General features: G+C 70.7%; 14 protein-coding genes and 1 tRNA gene. 9 read left to right on the forward strand and 6 right to left on the reverse strand.

What is annotated here, in order from left to right:
• Positions 1 to 180: 180 nt before the first annotated feature.
• Both ACWEMJ_RS30960 and ACWEMJ_RS30965 read left to right on the forward strand, forming a co-directional pair.
• On the forward strand, positions 181 to 672 hold the full coding sequence (locus ACWEMJ_RS30960; RefSeq protein WP_452140446.1) for an LURP-one-related/scramblase family protein: 492 nt from the start codon (positions 181 to 183) through the stop codon (positions 670 to 672).
• 90 nt (positions 673 to 762) lie between these two features.
• Positions 763 to 1185: a DUF350 domain-containing protein gene (locus ACWEMJ_RS30965; RefSeq protein WP_043915469.1), complete on the forward strand. Its 423-nt coding sequence runs from the start codon at positions 763 to 765 to the stop codon at positions 1183 to 1185.
• Positions 1186 to 1224: 39 nt separating this feature from the next.
• Here the strand turns inward: ACWEMJ_RS30965 and ACWEMJ_RS30970 are convergent, their stop codons facing one another.
• The gene (locus ACWEMJ_RS30970) at positions 1225 to 1818 is read right to left on the reverse strand and encodes a GNAT family N-acetyltransferase (protein WP_452140447.1); all 594 of its coding nucleotides are present in this window, start codon (positions 1816 to 1818) and stop codon (positions 1225 to 1227) included.
• A 125-nt stretch (positions 1819 to 1943) separates the two neighbouring features.
• Positions 1944 to 3227 (reverse strand): adenylosuccinate synthase, encoded by a 1284-nt coding sequence (locus ACWEMJ_RS30975; protein WP_380474715.1) that lies wholly within the window; start codon positions 3225 to 3227, stop codon positions 1944 to 1946.
• 126 nt (positions 3228 to 3353) lie between these two features.
• On the opposite strand from ACWEMJ_RS30975, the gene ACWEMJ_RS30980 reads away from it, so the two are divergent.
• The 3 genes from ACWEMJ_RS30980 to purM all read left to right on the forward strand — a co-directional run bounded on the left by ACWEMJ_RS30980 (position 3354) and on the right by purM (position 7085).
• A complete protein-coding gene (locus ACWEMJ_RS30980; RefSeq protein ID WP_452140448.1) occupies positions 3354 to 4166 on the forward strand; it encodes a diacylglycerol kinase in 813 nt (270 codons plus the stop codon).
• A gap of 172 nt (positions 4167 to 4338) precedes the next feature.
• Positions 4339 to 5916: an amidophosphoribosyltransferase gene (gene purF, locus ACWEMJ_RS30985; protein ID WP_452140449.1), complete on the forward strand. Its 1578-nt coding sequence runs from the start codon at positions 4339 to 4341 to the stop codon at positions 5914 to 5916.
• 92 nt (positions 5917 to 6008) lie between these two features.
• The gene (purM, locus tag ACWEMJ_RS30990) at positions 6009 to 7085 is read left to right on the forward strand and encodes a phosphoribosylformylglycinamidine cyclo-ligase (RefSeq protein WP_452140450.1); all 1077 of its coding nucleotides are present in this window, start codon (positions 6009 to 6011) and stop codon (positions 7083 to 7085) included.
• Between the two features lie 135 nt (positions 7086 to 7220).
• Here purM and ACWEMJ_RS30995 read toward each other — a convergent pair whose 3' ends face one another.
• Complete coding sequence (locus ACWEMJ_RS30995) at positions 7221 to 7460, reverse strand: DUF3073 domain-containing protein (RefSeq protein ID WP_452140451.1); 240 nt, start codon at positions 7458 to 7460, stop codon at positions 7221 to 7223.
• A 372-nt stretch (positions 7461 to 7832) separates the two neighbouring features.
• The gene (locus ACWEMJ_RS31000; RefSeq protein WP_452140452.1) at positions 7833 to 8975 is read right to left on the reverse strand and encodes a Glu/Leu/Phe/Val dehydrogenase dimerization domain-containing protein; all 1143 of its coding nucleotides are present in this window, start codon (positions 8973 to 8975) and stop codon (positions 7833 to 7835) included.
• A 170-nt stretch (positions 8976 to 9145) separates the two neighbouring features.
• Between ACWEMJ_RS31000 and ACWEMJ_RS31005 the strand changes: the two genes are divergently transcribed.
• The gene (locus ACWEMJ_RS31005) at positions 9146 to 10048 is read left to right on the forward strand and encodes a hypothetical protein (RefSeq protein ID WP_452140453.1); all 903 of its coding nucleotides are present in this window, start codon (positions 9146 to 9148) and stop codon (positions 10046 to 10048) included.
• A gap of 495 nt (positions 10049 to 10543) precedes the next feature.
• Complete coding sequence (gene bldC / locus ACWEMJ_RS31010) at positions 10544 to 10750, forward strand: developmental transcriptional regulator BldC (RefSeq protein ID WP_030459248.1); 207 nt, start codon at positions 10544 to 10546, stop codon at positions 10748 to 10750.
• A gap of 340 nt (positions 10751 to 11090) precedes the next feature.
• Here bldC and ACWEMJ_RS31015 read toward each other — a convergent pair.
• Together ACWEMJ_RS31015 and hrpA are read right to left on the reverse strand one after the other, a co-directional pair.
• Positions 11091 to 11164: transfer RNA gene (locus tag ACWEMJ_RS31015), tRNA-Asp, on the reverse strand.
• A 94-nt stretch (positions 11165 to 11258) separates the two neighbouring features.
• The gene (gene hrpA, locus ACWEMJ_RS31020) at positions 11259 to 15230 is read right to left on the reverse strand and encodes an ATP-dependent RNA helicase HrpA (protein ID WP_452140454.1); all 3972 of its coding nucleotides are present in this window, start codon (positions 15228 to 15230) and stop codon (positions 11259 to 11261) included.
• 203 nt (positions 15231 to 15433) lie between these two features.
• Between hrpA and ACWEMJ_RS31025 the strand changes: the two genes are divergently transcribed.
• Positions 15434 to 15778 carry a WXG100 family type VII secretion target gene (locus ACWEMJ_RS31025; protein WP_452140455.1) on the forward strand — a complete coding sequence of 115 codons (345 nt, stop codon included), beginning with the start codon at positions 15434 to 15436 and terminating at the stop codon, positions 15776 to 15778.
• Between the two features lie 82 nt (positions 15779 to 15860).
• Positions 15861 to 17024 (forward strand): hypothetical protein, encoded by a 1164-nt coding sequence (locus ACWEMJ_RS31030; RefSeq protein ID WP_452140456.1) that lies wholly within the window; start codon positions 15861 to 15863, stop codon positions 17022 to 17024.
• Positions 17025 to 17071: the final 47 nt, after the last annotated feature.

The following is a 17071-nucleotide window of genomic DNA, read 5'->3' on the forward strand; positions in this document are numbered from 1 at the left end:
GAAGCACCGGCAAACCATCCAAGTACACCCAGTACGAGGACGGTTCGCCGGCACTCCCAGCCGGGCGCCCGACGCCGCGCGCTGATCCGACAAGATCGACCGGACAGGCCCTGGCCCCGGCTGGCACCATGACGAGGGCCGCCCGACGGCGGGCCGGCATGCAGACGAGGGAGTCGGATCATGGGTCGGAAGTTCGTGGTCAAGGAACGCCTGTTCGCGGTCGGCGACGACTACTGGGTCGAGGACGAGCACGGCGAGAAGTGCTTCCTGGTGGACGGCAAGGTGCTGCGCCTGCGCGACACCTTCGAACTCCAGGACACCGACGGCAACACGGTCGCCACCGTCCGGGAGAAGGTGCTGACCGTCCGCGACGCCATGAAGATCGAGAACGCCGACGGCGACGTGGTCGCCACCGTCCGCAAGAAGCTGTTCACCCCGTTCCACGACAAGTACCACGTGGAACTGGAGAGCGGCGGCGAGTGGGAGGTGCACGGCGACCTGATCGACAAGGAGTACACCGTCAAGCACGACGGGCACCGGCTCGGCGAGGTCTCCCGCAAGTGGTTCAGCATCCGGGACACCTACGGCGTGGAGATCGAGGACGGCGTCGACGTCCCGCTGATGATCGCCGTCGCGGTCTGCCTGGACCGCCTGGTCGAGCACAACGACTGATCCGCTCCCCCGTCGCCGCCCGCCCCGTGCGCTATGTTGTGCCGGTCCTCGGCACGGGGCCGGCAGGCGGACACCAGGGGGCGGAACCCGATGAGCGACATCCTGCACCAGTTGGGTTACGCGGCGGCCTACGGCGGTGTCGGCCTGGTCCTGCTGCTGCTCGGCGTGGTCCTGGTGGATGTCCTGACGCCCGGTGAACTGCGCCGCCAGATATGGATCGAACGCAATCGCAACGCCGCCGTGGTGCTGAGCTCCGCGCTGCTGTCGGTCGGCGCGATCGTCTTCACCGCCGTGATCTCCACCTACCAGGAGTTCGGCAAGGGCCTGGCCGCGGCCGCCGTGTTCGGCCTGTTCGGCCTGCTGCTGATGGCGGTGTCGTTCTGGGTGCTCGACCTGGTCACGCCCGGCCGGCTCGGCGAGCTGCTGGTCGACCCCGAGCCGCACCCGGCGGTCTGGGTGACCGCGGCGACCAACCTGGCGGTCGCCGCCATCGTCTCCGCCGCCATCTACTGACGCCCGCTCGGCCGGCGGCCGCCCGCTCGGCCGGGCCGCTCAGCCGGCCGCCAGCCGCTCGGTCAGCCGGGCCTTCACGGCGGGCCACTCGTCGGCGAGCATCGCGAAGAACACGGTGTCCCGCCAACTGCCGTCCCGGCGCTGCTTGTGGCGGCGGAACGTGCCCTCGTACGTGGCGCCGAGCCGGCGGATCGCGTTCTGCGAGCGCTCGTTGCGGATGTCGGTGCGCCAGCTGACCCGGCCCATCCCGAGGTCCTCGAAGGCGTGGGTGAGCATCAGCAGCTTCGCCTCGGTGTTCACCGCCGTCCGCCACGCGGAGCGCGCGTACCAGGTGCCGCCGATCTCCACCTGCTCCTCGGCCGCACTCGCCTCGAAGTAGCACGTCACCCCGATCGCCCGGCCGTCGGCGAGCGAGATCACCGCGTACGGCTCGCAGTGCACGTCCGCCAGCCGGTCGTCGATGTTCCGCGCCATCTCCTCCAGGGTGCGCGGCAGCGGCACCGGCACCCAGCGCCACAGTTCCTCGTCCCCGCCGCCGGCGGCGAACAGGTCGGGCACGTGGGCGCGGGTCAGCGGCTCCAGGCGGATGTGGCGGCCGGTCAGGACAACGGGGGCGGGCAGTTTCGCGGTCATGCGCACACCGTAGGGGCAGCTTTGCACTAGGCGCAAGCAATATCTGCACTAGTACAAACTTCCCGGCGCATGCGAAAGGCCCGGCACCCCCGCGGACAGGGGTGCCGGGCCTCGCGAGGTCCGTCCTACAGGAAGGAGTTGATCTCGATGGTCTCGGTCCGGCCGGGGCCGACGCCGATCGCCGAGATCGGCGCGCCCGACATCTCCTCCAGCGCCTTCACGTACGCCTGCGCGTTCTTCGGCAGGTCGGCGAAGGTCTTCGCCTTCGAGATGTCCTCGCTCCAGCCGGGCAGGTTCTCGTAGATCGGCTTCGCGTGGTGGAAGTCCGACTGGTTGTACGGGAGTTCCTCGACCCGCTGCCCGTCGATCTCGTACGCGACGCAGACCGGGATCTGCTCCCAGCCGGTCAGCACGTCCAGCTTGGTCAGGAAGAAGTCGGTCAGGCCGTTGACCCGGGTCGCGTAGCGGGCGATCACCGCGTCGAACCAGCCGCAGCGCCGGTCGCGGCCGGTGGTGACACCGCGCTCGCCGCCGATCCGCCGCAGCGCCTCGCCGTCCGCGTCCAGCAGCTCGGTCGGGAACGGGCCCGAGCCGACGCGGGTGGTGTAGGCCTTCAGGATGCCGATGACCCGGTCGATCTTGGTGGGGCCGATGCCGGAGCCGGTGCAGGCGCCGCCCGAGGTCGGGTTCGAGGAGGTGACGAACGGGTACGTGCCGTGGTCCACGTCCAGCAGGGTGCCCTGGCCGCCCTCCAGCAGCACGACCTTGCCGGCCTTCAGCGCCTCGTCCAGGACCAGCGTGGTGTCCGCCAGGAACGGCTTGATCTTGTCGGCGTAGCCCAGGTACTCCTCCAGCACCAGGTCGGCCGGGATCGCGCGGCGGTTGTAGAGCTTGACCAGCAGCTGGTTCTTGTCGTGCAGCGCCGCCTCGATCTTCTGGCGCAGGATCGACTCGTCGAACAGGTCCTGGACCCGGATGCCGACGCGGTTGATCTTGTCGGCGTAGGCCGGGCCGATGCCGCGGCCGGTGGTGCCGATCCGGCGCTTGCCGAGGAAGCGCTCGGTGACCTTGTCCAGCGTCCGGTGGTACGGGGTGATCAGGTGGGCGTTGCCCGAGATCAGCAGCTTGGAGGTGTCGATGCCGCGGTCGTTCAGGCCCTGCAGCTCGGAGAGCAGCACGCCCGGGTCGATCACCACGCCGTTGCCGATCACCGGCACCACGTTCGGGCTGAGGATGCCGGAAGGCAGCAGGTGGAGGGCGTACTTCTGGTCGCCGATGACCACCGTGTGACCGGCGTTGTTGCCGCCCTGGTAGCGGACGACGTAGTCGACGGAGCCGCCGAGCAGGTCGGTGGCCTTCCCCTTGCCCTCGTCTCCCCACTGGGCACCAACGAGCACGAGTGCCGGCACAGGCGTACACCCCTTCCGGTTGGGGCATCCTGCGAAGACCGCAGTCTGCCCCGAGATGGACGAAGCCCCTGGCGCAATGGCGCAAGGGGCTCTTGCACCGAGAGATTACCTGAGGAAGGACCGGTCGTGTCGTCGCTGTCCACGCCCGTATCCCGCCCCCCGGACGCCGAGGGGGCCGGGCCGCTCCTGGTGGTGCTGGACCCGTCGGCCAGGCAGGCGGACGGCGAATCGGTGCGGATCGCCAAGGATGTGCTGTGCGGCGGCGCCGACGTGAAGGTCACGCTGCCGGAGAGTCCGTCCGAGCTCGACCGGGTGCTCGCACATCGGGGCAAAAGGCGCGCGGTGGTGATCGGATCGGACCAGGCGCTGCAGCGGGTGCTGCAGGCCCTGCACCGGCAGCGGGAGTTGGACGCCGACCCGGTCGGCCTGGTCCCGGTCGGCGGCCCGGTGGCCACCGCGACCGCCCGGCTGCTGGGCGTCCCGACCGAGCCGGTCGCGGCCGCCCGGACGGTGCTGGCGGGCAGCGCCCGGCGGCTCGGACTGCTGCTCGACGACGGCGGCGGGGTGGTGCTCTCCGAAGTCCGCTTCACCGGCCCCAGGCAGGGCCGAACGGGTGGCTGGCGTTCGCTATGGGCGAAACTGGCTGCGGCCGAGCAGGCGAGCCCCTCCGGATCCGAGGAACTGCGCATCGAGGCGGACGGCCTGCTGCTGGCCGACGTCCACCAGCGGGTCCGCCACCTGCGGGTCGCCATGGTCGACGGGGCCATGGAGCTCGCCCTCGACCTGGACGGCAGCCCCTGCCGCCGGCGGGCCGGCCTGCTCACCGTGGCCGGCCGCGGCTTCGGCTACGAGGCCGACGGCTGCCCGGTCGGCCCGGTCCGCCACCGCACCTGGACGGTCCGCCCGGACTCCTGGCGGCTGCTGCTGCCCGCCGGGTGAGCAGGCTCACAGCGCGGGGGCCGCGGGGTCGTCCGTCCACCGTGCGAAGGCCTGATGACAAGGGCGTGAAGCCGGCCACCCGAAGCGGAAAACCTGGTAAGGACCGGGGTCTACGCGCGTACCGCGAGGCTGCCATCAGGGCGTTCCCGCCATCTGCCCTAGACTCGGAGACGTGCCACGTGGTGACGGACGACTCAACCACGATCTTCTTCCCGGCGAGAAAGGCCCCCAGGACGCTTGCGGCGTCTTCGGCGTCTGGGCTCCCGGCGAGGAGGTCGCAAAGCTCACGTACTTCGGCCTCTATGCCCTGCAGCACCGCGGACAGGAATCCGCGGGCATCGCAGTGAGCAACGGCTCCCAGATTCTCGTCTTCAAGGACATGGGACTCGTCTCCCAGGTCTTCGACGAGACCTCCCTGGGGTCGCTGCACGGGCATATCGCCGTCGGACATGCCCGCTACTCGACCACCGGGTCCTCGGTCTGGGAGAACGCCCAGCCGACCTTCCGGGCGACCGCCAACGGTTCGCTGGCCCTCGGCCACAACGGAAACCTGGTGAACACCGCCGAACTCGCGGCGAAGGTCGCCGAACTGCCCGGCGAGGAGCACGTCTCCCGCTCCGGGCGGACCGCGGCGACCAACGACACCGACCTGCTGACCGCCCTGCTGGCCGGCCACCCCGAGCTGACCGTCGAGGAGGCCGCACAGAAGGTGCTGCCCGACGTCAAGGGCGCCTTCTCGCTGGTCTTCATGGACGAGCACACGCTCTACGCCGCCCGTGACCCGCAGGGCATCCGCCCGCTGGTGCTGGGCCGCATCGAGCGCGGCTGGGTGGTCGCCTCCGAGACCTCGGCCCTCGACATCGTCGGCGCCAGCTTCATCCGCGAGGTGGAGCCCGGCGAGCTGATCGCCATCGACGAGAACGGCATGCGCTCCTCGCGCTTCGCCGAGGCCAAGCCCAAGGGCTGCGTCTTCGAGTACGTGTACCTGGCCCGCCCGGACACCTCGATCGCCGGCCGCAACGTGCACCTCTCCCGGGTGGAGATGGGCCGCAAGCTGGCCGCCGAGGCCCCGGCCGACGCCGACCTGGTGATAGCGACTCCCGAGTCGGGCACCCCCGCTGCGATCGGCTACGCCGAGGCCAGCGGCATCCCGTTCGGCTCCGGCCTGGTGAAGAACGCCTACGTCGGCCGCACCTTCATCCAGCCCAACCAGACCATCCGCCAGCTGGGCATCCGGCTCAAGCTCAACCCGCTGCGCGAGGTCATCCGGGGCAAGCGCCTGGTGGTCGTGGACGACTCCATCGTCCGCGGCAACACCCAGCGCGCCCTGGTGCGGATGCTCCGCGAGGCCGGCGCGGCCGAGGTCCACATCCGGATCTCCTCGCCGCCGGTGAAGTGGCCGTGCTTCTTCGGCATCGACTTCGCCACCCGCGCCGAGCTGATCGCCAACGGCCTGTCGGTCGACGAGATCGGCCGCTCGCTGGGCGCCGACTCGCTGGCCTACATCTCCATCGACGGGATGATCGAGGCCACCAAGCAGCCCAAGGACAAGCTCTGCCGGGCCTGCTTCGACGGCGAGTACCCGATGGAGCTGCCCGACCCGGCACTGCTCGGCAAGCTGCTGCTCGAAGCCGAGATCGCCGGCGGCCAGGCCAAGCAGCCGGTCCGCGGCAAGCAGACCAGCGACCTCGACGGCGTGCAGTCGCTGCTGGGTGGCGCGGGCGCGGCGGACGCGCTGCGACGCCCGTAATCCAGCGCACCGCCCCCGGCACGGGCCGGGGGCACCCCATCCCGGCCCCGGCCGGGGGAGGCAGCACCACCACTTCGAAAGGGCCACACCAGGTGACCAGCAACGAGACCGGGGCGACCTACGCCGCCGCGGGTGTCGACATCGAGGCCGGCGACCGTGCCGTCGAGCTGATGAAGCAGTGGGTGAAGAAGACCGACCGCCCCGAGGTACTGGGCGGCCTGGGCGGCTTCGCCGGACTGTTCGACGCCTCCGCCTTCAAGCGCTACGAGCGCCCGCTGCTGGCCTCCGCCACCGACGGCGTGGGCACCAAGGTGGCCATCGCCCAGGCCATGGACAAGCACGACACCATCGGCCACGACCTGGTCGGCATGGTCGTGGACGACCTGGTGGTGTGCGGCGCCGAGCCGCTGTTCATGACCGACTACATCTGCGTCGGCAAGGTCGTCCCCGAGCGGGTCGCCGCCATCGTCAAGGGCATCGCCGAGGGCTGCACGCTGGCCGGCTGCGCGCTGATCGGCGGCGAGACCGCCGAGCACCCGGGCCTGCTCGGCCCCGACGAGTACGACGTCGCGGGCGCCGGCACCGGCGTGGTCGAGGCCGACGCGCTGCTCGGAGCGGACCGGGTCCGCGCGGGCGACGTGGTGATCGCGATGGCCGCCTCCGGCCTGCACTCCAACGGCTACTCGCTGGTCCGGCACGTGCTGCTGAACGAGGCCGGCTGGAAGCTCGACCGCCAGGTCGAGGAGTTCGGCCGCACCCTCGGCGAGGAGCTGCTGGAGCCGACCCGGATCTACACCCTGGACTGCCTGGCGCTCACCCGCGCCACCGAGATCCACGCCTTCTCGCACGTCACCGGCGGCGGCCTGGCCGCCAACCTGGCCCGGGTGATCCCGGACCACCTGCACGCCCGCCTGGACCGCGGCACCTGGACCCCGTTGCCGGTGTTCCGGACGGTCGCCAAGGTCGGCGCGATGCAGACCCTGGAGATCGAGAAGACCCTCAACATGGGCGTCGGCATGGTCGCCGTCGTCCCGCCGGAGTCGGTCGACGTGGTGCTGTCGGTGCTGGAGGACCGCGGCGTCGAGGCGTGGCTGCTCGGCGACGTGGTCGAGCGCGACGCCGAGCACGACGGCGGCGCGGCGCTGTACAACGCCTACGAGGCCTTCTGACCCCGGGCACGGCGAAGGGCCCCGCCACCGGCGGGGCCTTTCCCATGCCGCTCGGCGACAGCCCGCGCGGAACAGGTACGCCGAAAACCGGCCCGGCGCCCGCAGGGAGCGCCCGGACCGGTCCGGTCGAAGAACTTACGCGCGGCGACGAGCCGGAGGAGTGTCCTCGTCCTCGTCGTCGTCGTCGTTGTACATGTCGGCGTACGCCGCGTAGGGGTCGTCCTCGTCGTCGTCCTCGATCGGCTCAGGCTCGATCGCGGTCGACGGAGATACACCCAGCTCGTGAGACAGACGGTTAGCGTCGAACCCGCCGCTGTTGTACTTCAGCTCGCGGGCGACCTTCGTCTGCTTGGCCTTGGCCCGGCCGCGCCCCATGGGTCGACCCCCTCAACGGTGGGGCTCACGGCCCCGAGTCTGACACGTGTTGATGATCAGGTCCGGCCTGCCCGAAGTGGGAAACCGTCCCTTGGAGCATTAACGGTACCTGTTTCCGCCGCCGGACGGTACGTCGCCGGTGTGACGTGGCGCGCACCCAAGCCCCCTCGAACCAGGTCCGCCCAGGTCAGAGGGGAATTTCGGGGCTTTTGCAGGCTGTCCGGCGCGATGCCGGTCCCGTCGTTCCTGCAGAGATTATCCCCCGAAGGAGGCGCGGTATCGCCCGTTCGGGGGACAGACTGAGAATCCGGTTCCACATCGTGATGCGCGGGGCGGGCGGCGCCGGCCCCGCGCGTCACGACGGGTCGCGGGTCAGCCGCGGCGGGCGGCCGGCAGCAGGACCGAGCGCAGCGCGCTGATCTCCCGCATCCGCTTCTCGGCGAGCCGGTCGGCGGCGACCGCCGGCGGGATGCCGTCGGCGGCGGCCCGGGTGAAGATCTCCAGCGTGGTGTCGAAGATCCTGGTGGCCTTGTTCTTCGCCCGGTCGAAGTTGAAGCCCTCGATCTCGTCGGCGACCTGGATCACGCCACCGGAGTTCACCAGGTAGTCGGGCGCGTACAGGATGCCCCGGTCGGCCAGGTCCTTCTCCACGCCCGGGTGGGCGAGCTGGTTGTTCGCCGCACCGCAGACGATCGAGGTGCCGGCCGCGCCGAGCGCCCCCACCGTCTCGTCGGTGAGCGCGCCGCCGAGCGCGCACGGGGCGTACACGTCCAGGTCGGAGGCGAGCAGGGCGGCGGTGTCGGCCACCACCTCGACCTCCGGGTGGGCGGCCCGGACCCGGTTCACGGCGGCCTCGGACACGTCGGTGACCACCACGGTGGCGCCGTCCGCGACCAGGTGCCCGACCAGGTAGTGGCCGACCTTGCCGACACCCGCCACGCCGACCCGCTTGCCGCGCAGCGTCGGCTGGCCCCAACGGGCCTGGGCGGAGGCGCGCATGCCCTGGAAGACGCCGAACGAGGTCAGCACCGAGGAGTCGCCGGCGCCGCCGTGCTCGGGCGAGCGGCCGGTGACGAACTCGGTCTCCCGGGCGATCACGTCCATGTCCTGGACGTAGGTGCCCACGTCGCAGGCGGTGACGTAGCGGCCGCGCAGGGACTGCACGAAGCGCCCGTAGGCGCGCAGCATCGCCTCGTTCTTGTCCTTGTTCGGGTCGCCGATGATCACGGCCTTGCCGCCGCCGAGGTCGAGCCCGGCGAGGGCGTTCTTGTAGCTCATTCCGCGGGAGAGGTTCAGCGCGTCGGTCAGCGCCTCCTCCTCGCTCGCGTACGGGAAGAACCGGGTGCCGCCGAGGGCCGGGCCGAGAGCGGTCGAGTGGATGGCGATGATCGCCTTGAGACCGGTGGAACGGTCGTGGCAGAGCACGACCTGCTCGTGCCCGTCGCCCTCCTGGCCGGTGCCGAAGACTCGGCCCAGCACGCCTGGTGCGGGGTGCGTGGTGTGTACGTCGGTCACGGTGGTGACTCCAGCAATGATGGCCCGCGACGGTGGTGCGGGCGTCTGGTCGAAGCCTAGCTCCGGGGCTGCCTTCGAATCTGCCCCCGGGCGGGCCCCGGGCTATAACGATCGAAGCCGTCTCCCGGACACCCTGACGCGTCCCGGAGGCGCGTGCGACCATGCGGAGCGTGACCGTCCCGCGCACCTCCGTGCTCCCGCCGTACACCGCCCAGTTGCGGGTATACGAGCCGCTGGCCGCCTACCCCGAACCGGACCGGGCCCGCTGGCAGGCCTACGCCGCCGCCCACGGGCCGGACGCCGACGGACCGGGCCGGCCGGTCACCGGCGCCGCCCTCGCCGAGCAGCGCGCCGCCCTCGCCGCACTGGCCGCCCTGACGCCCCGCCCGCTGCCCGAGCAGGAGGACGGACAGGCCTACGTGCGGGTCGCGGACGGCGTCACCTACATCTGCCCGTGGACGACCCGGCTGCGCGGCTGGCTGGCCCTGCAGGAGCTGCGCCGCACCATGCCCGCGCACCTGGTGGACACCGTGCTGCCGCCCGCCCTGCGGGCCGCCGCCGAGACCTCCCGGACGCGCTGGCAGCAGGACCACCCCGACGCCCGGCCGTGGATCCGCTCCAGCCGCTGGGAGGTGCCGCTGCACTGGTTCCTGGCCTTCGGCGAGGAGGACCGCCACCACCTGCCGGCCGGTGAGTACGGCTCCGCCGGGGACGGCGAACGCCCCGAGCCCGCCGCGCTGTTCTACCTGACCCCGATGGTGCAGGCCCGCCGCCGGATCGCCCGCGCCTACCGGGCACTGCGCGAGAAGGCGGCCGGCGCGGCCCTCGCCGAGGGCGCCGAGGAGGTCGGCCGCTGGCTGGAGGAGTTCCACCCCCGCTCGCTGGTGGAACTCGACTACGGCGGCCTGGTGCAGCTGCTCGGCCCGCGCGCGGTGGCCGAGGAGCACTCGGTGGGCGAACTCGCCGCCGGCCTGGCCGCCCTGCGGGCCGGGGACGCGGCGGGGGCGCTGCGCCGCTACGAGGCGCTGTCGGCGCGCTGGCGGCGGGTGCTGGCGCTGCGGCAGTCCTCCTGAGCGTGATCGGACCGGGGACGGGGGAGGCTCTCGGGCTGAGGGGGTGTCAGAAAATGCCCTCTGGTCGAAAACCGGTGCGAGAGTCCAGGATGGTCCATACCATTGGGAGGGTTTTTGGGACCATGGTCCCAGATCGGGTCAATACCTGAGAAACGTGACACTACTCACCGTTGACGTCATCTCAGACCTATGTGCCAAAATGGGACAACCAACCCAAGCTCACTCAGGCGTGCCGCACCGTGACCGGACGTCACCGCTGTGTGACTGTCCGCTATGGGGTGGTCCATGGCCATCCGTCGCCCTTGAACCCGTGAGGGGTCAATTTTGACGGTTTGGCCGATAGGGCTGGACGGATGGTGTAGTTGTAGACACCAGGACAAGCCGTTCGTCCTATAACCGACTCGGCCCGTCCGTGCCATTTCGGGCATCGCGGGTCAAGGTGCAGAATTTGAAGGATAGAACCGCCCTGGTTCGGTTCTCCCGAGGAGGCCGCTCATGACCGCTCGTACCCCTGACGCCGAGCCCCTGCTGACGCCGGCAGAGGTCGCCACCATGTTCCGCGTGGACCCGAAGACGGTGACCCGCTGGGCCAAGGCAGGCAAGCTCACGTCGATTCGGACCCTCGGCGGCCACCGCCGCTACCGCGAGGCGGAGGTGCGCGCCCTGCTGGCCGGTATTCCGGCCCAGCGCACCGAGGTCTGATCCCCGCTCTTCCCCGGGTGCCGCACCCCGACTCCGCCGGGTCGGGAAAGGCGCTCGGCAGCCCCTGGGGCCGCTTCTCCGACTCCGCCGGGTCGGGGGTGCGGCCCTTCGGCATGTCGGGGCCCGGAATGCGGGATTCCCGTGGGGCTCGTGGGGGAGGGGGGAATTCCCGGGAATGACAGTACAATTTTACATATTAAATCAGGGCCCTTTGCGGAGATGCTCCCGAAGTACTCTCCTGAAAGGGCGTCAGTGACGGTGATCACAGCGCCGTTATCTTGTGCCGGCCCGGGAAACGCGATAGGGCCCGGAACCGAAGTTCCGGGCCCTGCGCTTCCTGCGATCCCGACGGGACTTGAACCCGCGACCTCCACCTTGACAGGGTGGCGAGCTAACCAACTGCTCCACGGGACCAGTGATCTGATCCTTGCCCGCCTGCTCTCGCCTGCGAACAAGACAGATCGTACTGCATGGCGACCCCCCAGGTCGAACCGGCTCCCGCCGGGCCTCAGAGGGTCGCCGCGGCGGCCTCCATCGCCTTCAGGATGCGCTTCTCCGACACCGGGGTCGGCGTGCCCAGACCCTGCGCGAAGAAGCTCACCCGCAGCTCCTCGATCATCCAGCGGACCGCCGCGATCTCCGGCGACGGCTCCCGCCCGGCCGGCACCTTCGCCAGCAGCTCGCCGTACGCCTGCTGCACCGCCTGCACCTTCAGCAGGTTCTGCAGGTCCCGCTGCGGATGGTCGGGCAGCGCCTCCAGGCGGCGGTCCACCGCGATCAGATAGCGCTTCAGGTCGCCCAGGCGCTGCCAGCCGGTGTCGGTGACGAAGCCCGGGTGCACCAGCGAGGCCAGGTGCAGCCGGACGTCGTTCACCGCCGACAGCAGCACCGGGCTGGACACCGACTTCAACCGGTTCGACGCCTTGTGGAAGGCGATCAGCGCCGACGCGGTCTTCAGCGTGGTGTCCGCCGACAGCTCGTACAGGTCCGCCCGGACCTGGTCGTACAGCGCCGTGAACGCCTCCGCGTCCCAGGCCACGCCGCCCGCCCGGGCCATCAGCCGGTCGGTGGCGGCCGCCACCACGTCCTCGAACATCGCCGGGATCGAACCGTGCGGGTTGTACGACAGCGCCAGCTTCGCCTGGTTGCCCAGGCGGCCCTGGATCGCCTTGGCGGGCGAGTTGATCCGCAGCATCAGCAGCCGGCGGGTGCCCAGCCACATCGCGCGCTGCTGGGCCTCCGGGGTGTCGAACAGCTTGATGCCGACGCTCGTGCCCTCGTCCACCAGCGCCGGGTAGGCGCGCAGCGAATGGCCCCGGGTGCGCTGCTCGAAGGTGCGCTGGAGCACCGGCAGGTCGTCCGGCCAGGCGGTCAGGCCGGTGCGCTCGATGCCCCGGCCGGACGCCGCGTTGGACAGCGTCGCGGACAGCTTCGGGCGCAGGCTCTGGCGGAGCTCCTCCAGGTCCTTGGACTCGGCGAGCTTCCGCTTGCCGTCCACCACCCGGAAGGTGACCTTCAGGTGGTCGGGGATCCGCTCCTCGTCCCAGGACTCCGGCGGGATCGGCAGGCCCGACATCCGGTGCAGCACCCGCTCCAGGGTCGGCAGCAGCGGCTCCTGGCGGTCGGTCAGTTCGCGCATCGCGGCCCGGGCGTAGTCCGGGGCGGGCACGAAGTTGCGGCGGATCGCCTTCGGCAGCGAGCGGATCCAGGCGGTGACCAGCTCCTCGCGCAGGCCCGGGATCTGCCAGTCGAAGCCGTCCGCGACCACCTGGTTGAGCACCCCGAGCGGGATGTGCACCGTCACGCCGTCCGCGTCGCTGCCCGGCTCGAACTGGTACGTCAGCGGGAAGCGCAGCTTGCCCTGCTGCCAGACGTCCGGGTAGTCGGCCTCGGTGACGCCGTCCGCCGAGTCGTTGATCAGCATCGACTTCTCGAAGTTGAGCAGGTCGGGCTGGTCCCGGCGGGCCTTCTTCCACCAGGCGTCGAAGTGCCGGGCGGAGACCACGTCCTCGGGCAGGCGGGCGTCGTAGAAGTCGAACAGGGTCTGGTCGTCCACCAGGATGTCCCGGCGGCGGGCCCGGTTCTCCAGCTCCTCGACCTCGTCGAGCAGCTTGCGGTTGTCCGCGAAGAACCGGTGGTGGGTCTCCCAGTCGCCCTCCACCAGGGCGGAGCGGATGAACAGCTCACGGCACAGCTCGGGCTCGATCCGGCCGTAGTTGACCTTGCGCTGGGCGACGATCGGCAGGCCGTACAGGGTGACCTTCTCGAAGGCCACCACCGCGCCGGCCTTCTTCTCCCAGTGCGGCTCGCTGTAGGTGCGCTTGATCAGGTGCGGGGCGAGCGGCTCCACCCACTCCGGCTCGATCTTCGCGTTGATCCGGGCCCACAGCCGGGAGGTCTCCACCAGCTCGGCGGACATCACCCAGCGCGGCGGCTTCTTGAACAGCCCCGACCCCGGGAACACCGCGAACCGGGCGCCCCGGGCGCCCGCGTACTCGCGCTTCTCCACGTCGAACAGGCCGAGGTGGGACAGCAGGCCGGACAGCAGCGCCTGGTGGATGCGGTCCGCATCGGGTTCGGCGTCGTCGTGCGGCTCGTCGATCGTCACGCCGAGCTGCTTGGCGATGGTGCGCAGCTGGACGTAGACGTCCTGCCACTCCCGTATCCGCAGGTAGTTGAGGAACTCGGACTTGCACATCCGGCGGAACGCGGAGGAGGACAGCTCCTTCTGCTGTTCCCTGACGTAGCGCCACATCGCCAGGTAGGACAGGAAGTCGGAGGTCTCCGAGTGGAAGCGGCGGTGCCGCTCGTCGGCGGCCTGGCGCTTCTCGGCGGGGCGCTCGCGCGGGTCCTGGATGGACAGCGCGGAGGCGATCACCATCACGTCGCGGACGCAGCCCAGGCGGTCGGCCTCCAGCACCATGCGGGCCATCCGCGGGTCGACCGGGAGCTGGGCGAGCTTGCGGCCCAGCGGGGTCAGCCGCTTGCGGTGGTCCTTCTCGGCCGGGTCGAGGGCGCCCAGCTCGTGCAGCAGGCTGACGCCGTCCTTGATGTTGCGGGAGTCCGGCGGGTCGAGGAACGGGAAGGCGGCGATGTCGCCGAGGCCCGCCGCCGTCATCTGCAGGATGACGGAGGCCAGGTTGGTGCGCAGGATCTCCGCGTCGGTGAACTCGGGGCGGGAGAGGAAGTCCTCCTCCGAGTACAGCCGGATGCAGATGCCGTCCGAGGTGCGGCCGCAGCGGCCCTTGCGCTGGTTGGCGCTGGCCTGGCTGATCGCCTCGATCGGCAGCCGCTGGACCTTGGTGCGGTGGCTGTAGCGGGAGATCCGGGCGGTGCCCGGGTCGATCACGTACTTGATGCCGGGGACGGTCAGCGAGGTCTCGGCGACGTTGGTGGCGAGCACCACCCGGCGCTGCGAGGAGCGCTGGAAGACCTTGTGCTGCTCGGCGGAGGACAGCCGGGCGTACAGCGGCAGGATCTCGGTGGACTTCAGTTTCAGCTTGGTCAGCGCGTCCGCGGTGTCGCGGATCTCGCGCTCGCCGGAGAGGAACACCAGGATGTCGCCCGGGCCCTCGGCCTGGAGCTCCTCGACGGCGTCGCAGATGCCCTGGATCTGGTCGCGGTCGCGGTCCGGCTCCTCCTCGTCGGCCTCGTCGGCGGCGTCTTCGGCGAGCGGCCGGTAACGGACCTCGACCGGATAGGTGCGGCCGGAGACCTCGATGATCGGGGCGTCGTCGAAGTGCTCGGCGAAGCGCTCCGGGTCGATGGTGGCCGAGGTGATGATCACCTTGAGGTCGGGGCGGCGGGGGAGCAGCTGCTTGAGGTAGCCGAGCAGGAAGTCGATGTTCAGGCTGCGCTCGTGCGCCTCGTCGATGATCAGGGTGTCGTACTGGCGCAAGTCCCGGTCGGTCTGGATCTCGGCCAGCAGGATGCCGTCCGTCATCAGCTTGACCAGGGTGTCCTGGCCGGCCTGGTCGGTGAACCGGACCTTCCAGCCGACGGCCTCGCCGAGCGGGGTGTCCAGCTCCTCGGCGACGCGCTCGGCGACCGTGCGGGCGGCGATCCGGCGGGGCTGGGTGTGGCCGATCAGGCCCCGCACGCCGCGGCCCAGCTCCAGGCAGATCTTCGGGATCTGGGTGGTCTTGCCGGAGCCGGTCTCGCCCGCCACGATCACCACCTGGTGGTCGCGGACGGCGGCCAGGATGTCGTCCTTCTTCTGCGCCACCGGCAGTTCCTGCGGGTAGCGGATCTCGGGGACCGCCGCCCGGCGGTCGGACACCCGCAGTTCGGAACGGTCGAAGTCGGCGGCCAGCTCGGCCAGGACCTTCTGCCGGGCCTCGGCCGACCGGACCTTGCGGGTGCCCTCCAGGCGGCGGCCCAGGCGCTGCGCGTCGCGAAGCATCAGGCCGGGCAGCCGGGCGGCCAGCTCCGCGAGCGTGGGGGCGGGCTGCGGGGCTACGGGAGAACTCACTGCGGGCATCCCTCTAGGTTGCATAAAGTCGAGGCCGGGGCGCACCTCGGTTTTTTGTTACGGGCCTCCAGTGTCACAGGAGCGGCGGGCGGACCGCGAACAGCCGCCCGAAGGTCAACCGCAGGTATTCACGGGGGCCCACCCGTTTCCCTCGAACGCGGTACTGACTAGCCTGGGGGAGAACGTTTATACGGGGAACAGGGGGAGTTCTGATGGGCTTTCTGGACGATCTGGGAGACCTGGCCGGCGACATCGTCAAGGTCGGCAAGGACATCGTCATGGCGCCCGCCGAGATCGCGCACTGGGCGCTCGGCAAGATGTTCGGCGACGCCGATGCCGAGCTGAACAAGATCGCGCAGGAGCTGGCCGAGATGGCCAAGCAGGTCGAGCAGCTCGGCGGCGACGTCAACTCGCTGCTGTCGAGCATGTCCTGGCACGGCGCCGCCGCGGACGCGTTCACCGCGCACGCGCAGGGCCGGGTCAAGGAGCTGAACGGGGTCGCGGACGAGCTCAACCAGCTCGGTGACTCGGTGAAGCGCCTCGCCAACGTGCTGTGAGCCGGCGCGCGGTGGACCGAGTACGGACGGTGGAGATCGTCCCGGGGCTTTCCGCGGACGGGGAACGAGGGGGCGTCCTTCGATGACGGCGATGATGTTCGGCTTCCGGCCGGAGGAACTGCTGAAGATCCAGCGCGACTTCGAGCAGATCAACCAGCGCATGGCACAGATGACGCAGCAGGTCGGGCACATCTCGGAGACGGTCGCGAAGGCGGCGGCCACCGACGTGTTCTCCGGCGGCATCCTGGGGATCGTCGGCGCGGGCGCGGTGCTCGCGGATGTCACCAAGAGCGTCCGCGACATCAGCAGCAAGGCCGAGGCGCTGATGAAGACCAAGGAGCGGCTCACCAAGGAGCTCGCCCAGGACGCGGCGAAGATCAAGCAGCTCATCGCCCGGTACGAGGCGATCGAGAAGGAGATCGCCGACGGCATGAAGAAGCCGGGCGGCGGCGGCGACCAGCCGAAGTCGCCGAGCACCGGCATCGACAGCGTCCCCGGCGGCGGTGGGAGCGGTGGCGGTGGTGGCGGTGGCGGCGGCCACGAGCAGCCGAAGTCGCCGAGCACCGGCATCGACAGCTCCCCCGGCGGTGGCGGCGGTGGCGGCGGCGGTGGCGGGAGCCACGCACCGCAGCCGAAGTCGCCCGGCACCGGGACGGACAGCGGCGGCGGCACGGGCACCCCGTCCGGCGGGCCCGGCGGCAAGCACGACGGGCCGAAGCTCAAGGACCGCTCGACCGGTGACTGGAAGACCAAGATCATCAACGGCAGTGGTTGGGACTCCTGGTCGAACAAGAAGCACCGCAAGAACGGCGAGGGCCTCGGCGTGAAGGCCAGGCCCAAGCTGGAGGGGCTGTCGGAGGAGCGCCGGGCGATGGTGGAGCGCGCGCTGGAGCGCGCCGAGCACAAGCTCGGCTACAGCCAGGGCGCCGTCACCAACGGCTACCGGGTGGACTGCTCCGGCCTGGTGTCCTGCGCCTGGGGCCTGCCCGGCCCGGGCCTGAACACCATCGGCCTGATGCAGAGCAACGTGTCGCACCACATCGGCAAGGCCGACCTGCAGCCGGGCGACGCGCTGATCTCCAACGACCACACGGTGCTGTTCGGAGGCTGGGTGGACGCCGCCCACACCCGTTACATCGGCATCGAGGACAGCGGGGACGCGGGCATGGTCTCCCGGGAGATCCCGTACCCGTACTTCCACGGCGGCTCCGCGTACCAGCCGTACCGGCGCAACGGCATCGAGTAGCGCCGATCGCCGGGCGGCCGGGCCCGGTCGGGGGGTTGGACGCCCTC

The sequence above is a fragment of the Kitasatospora sp. NPDC004531 genome, assembly GCF_053602195.1.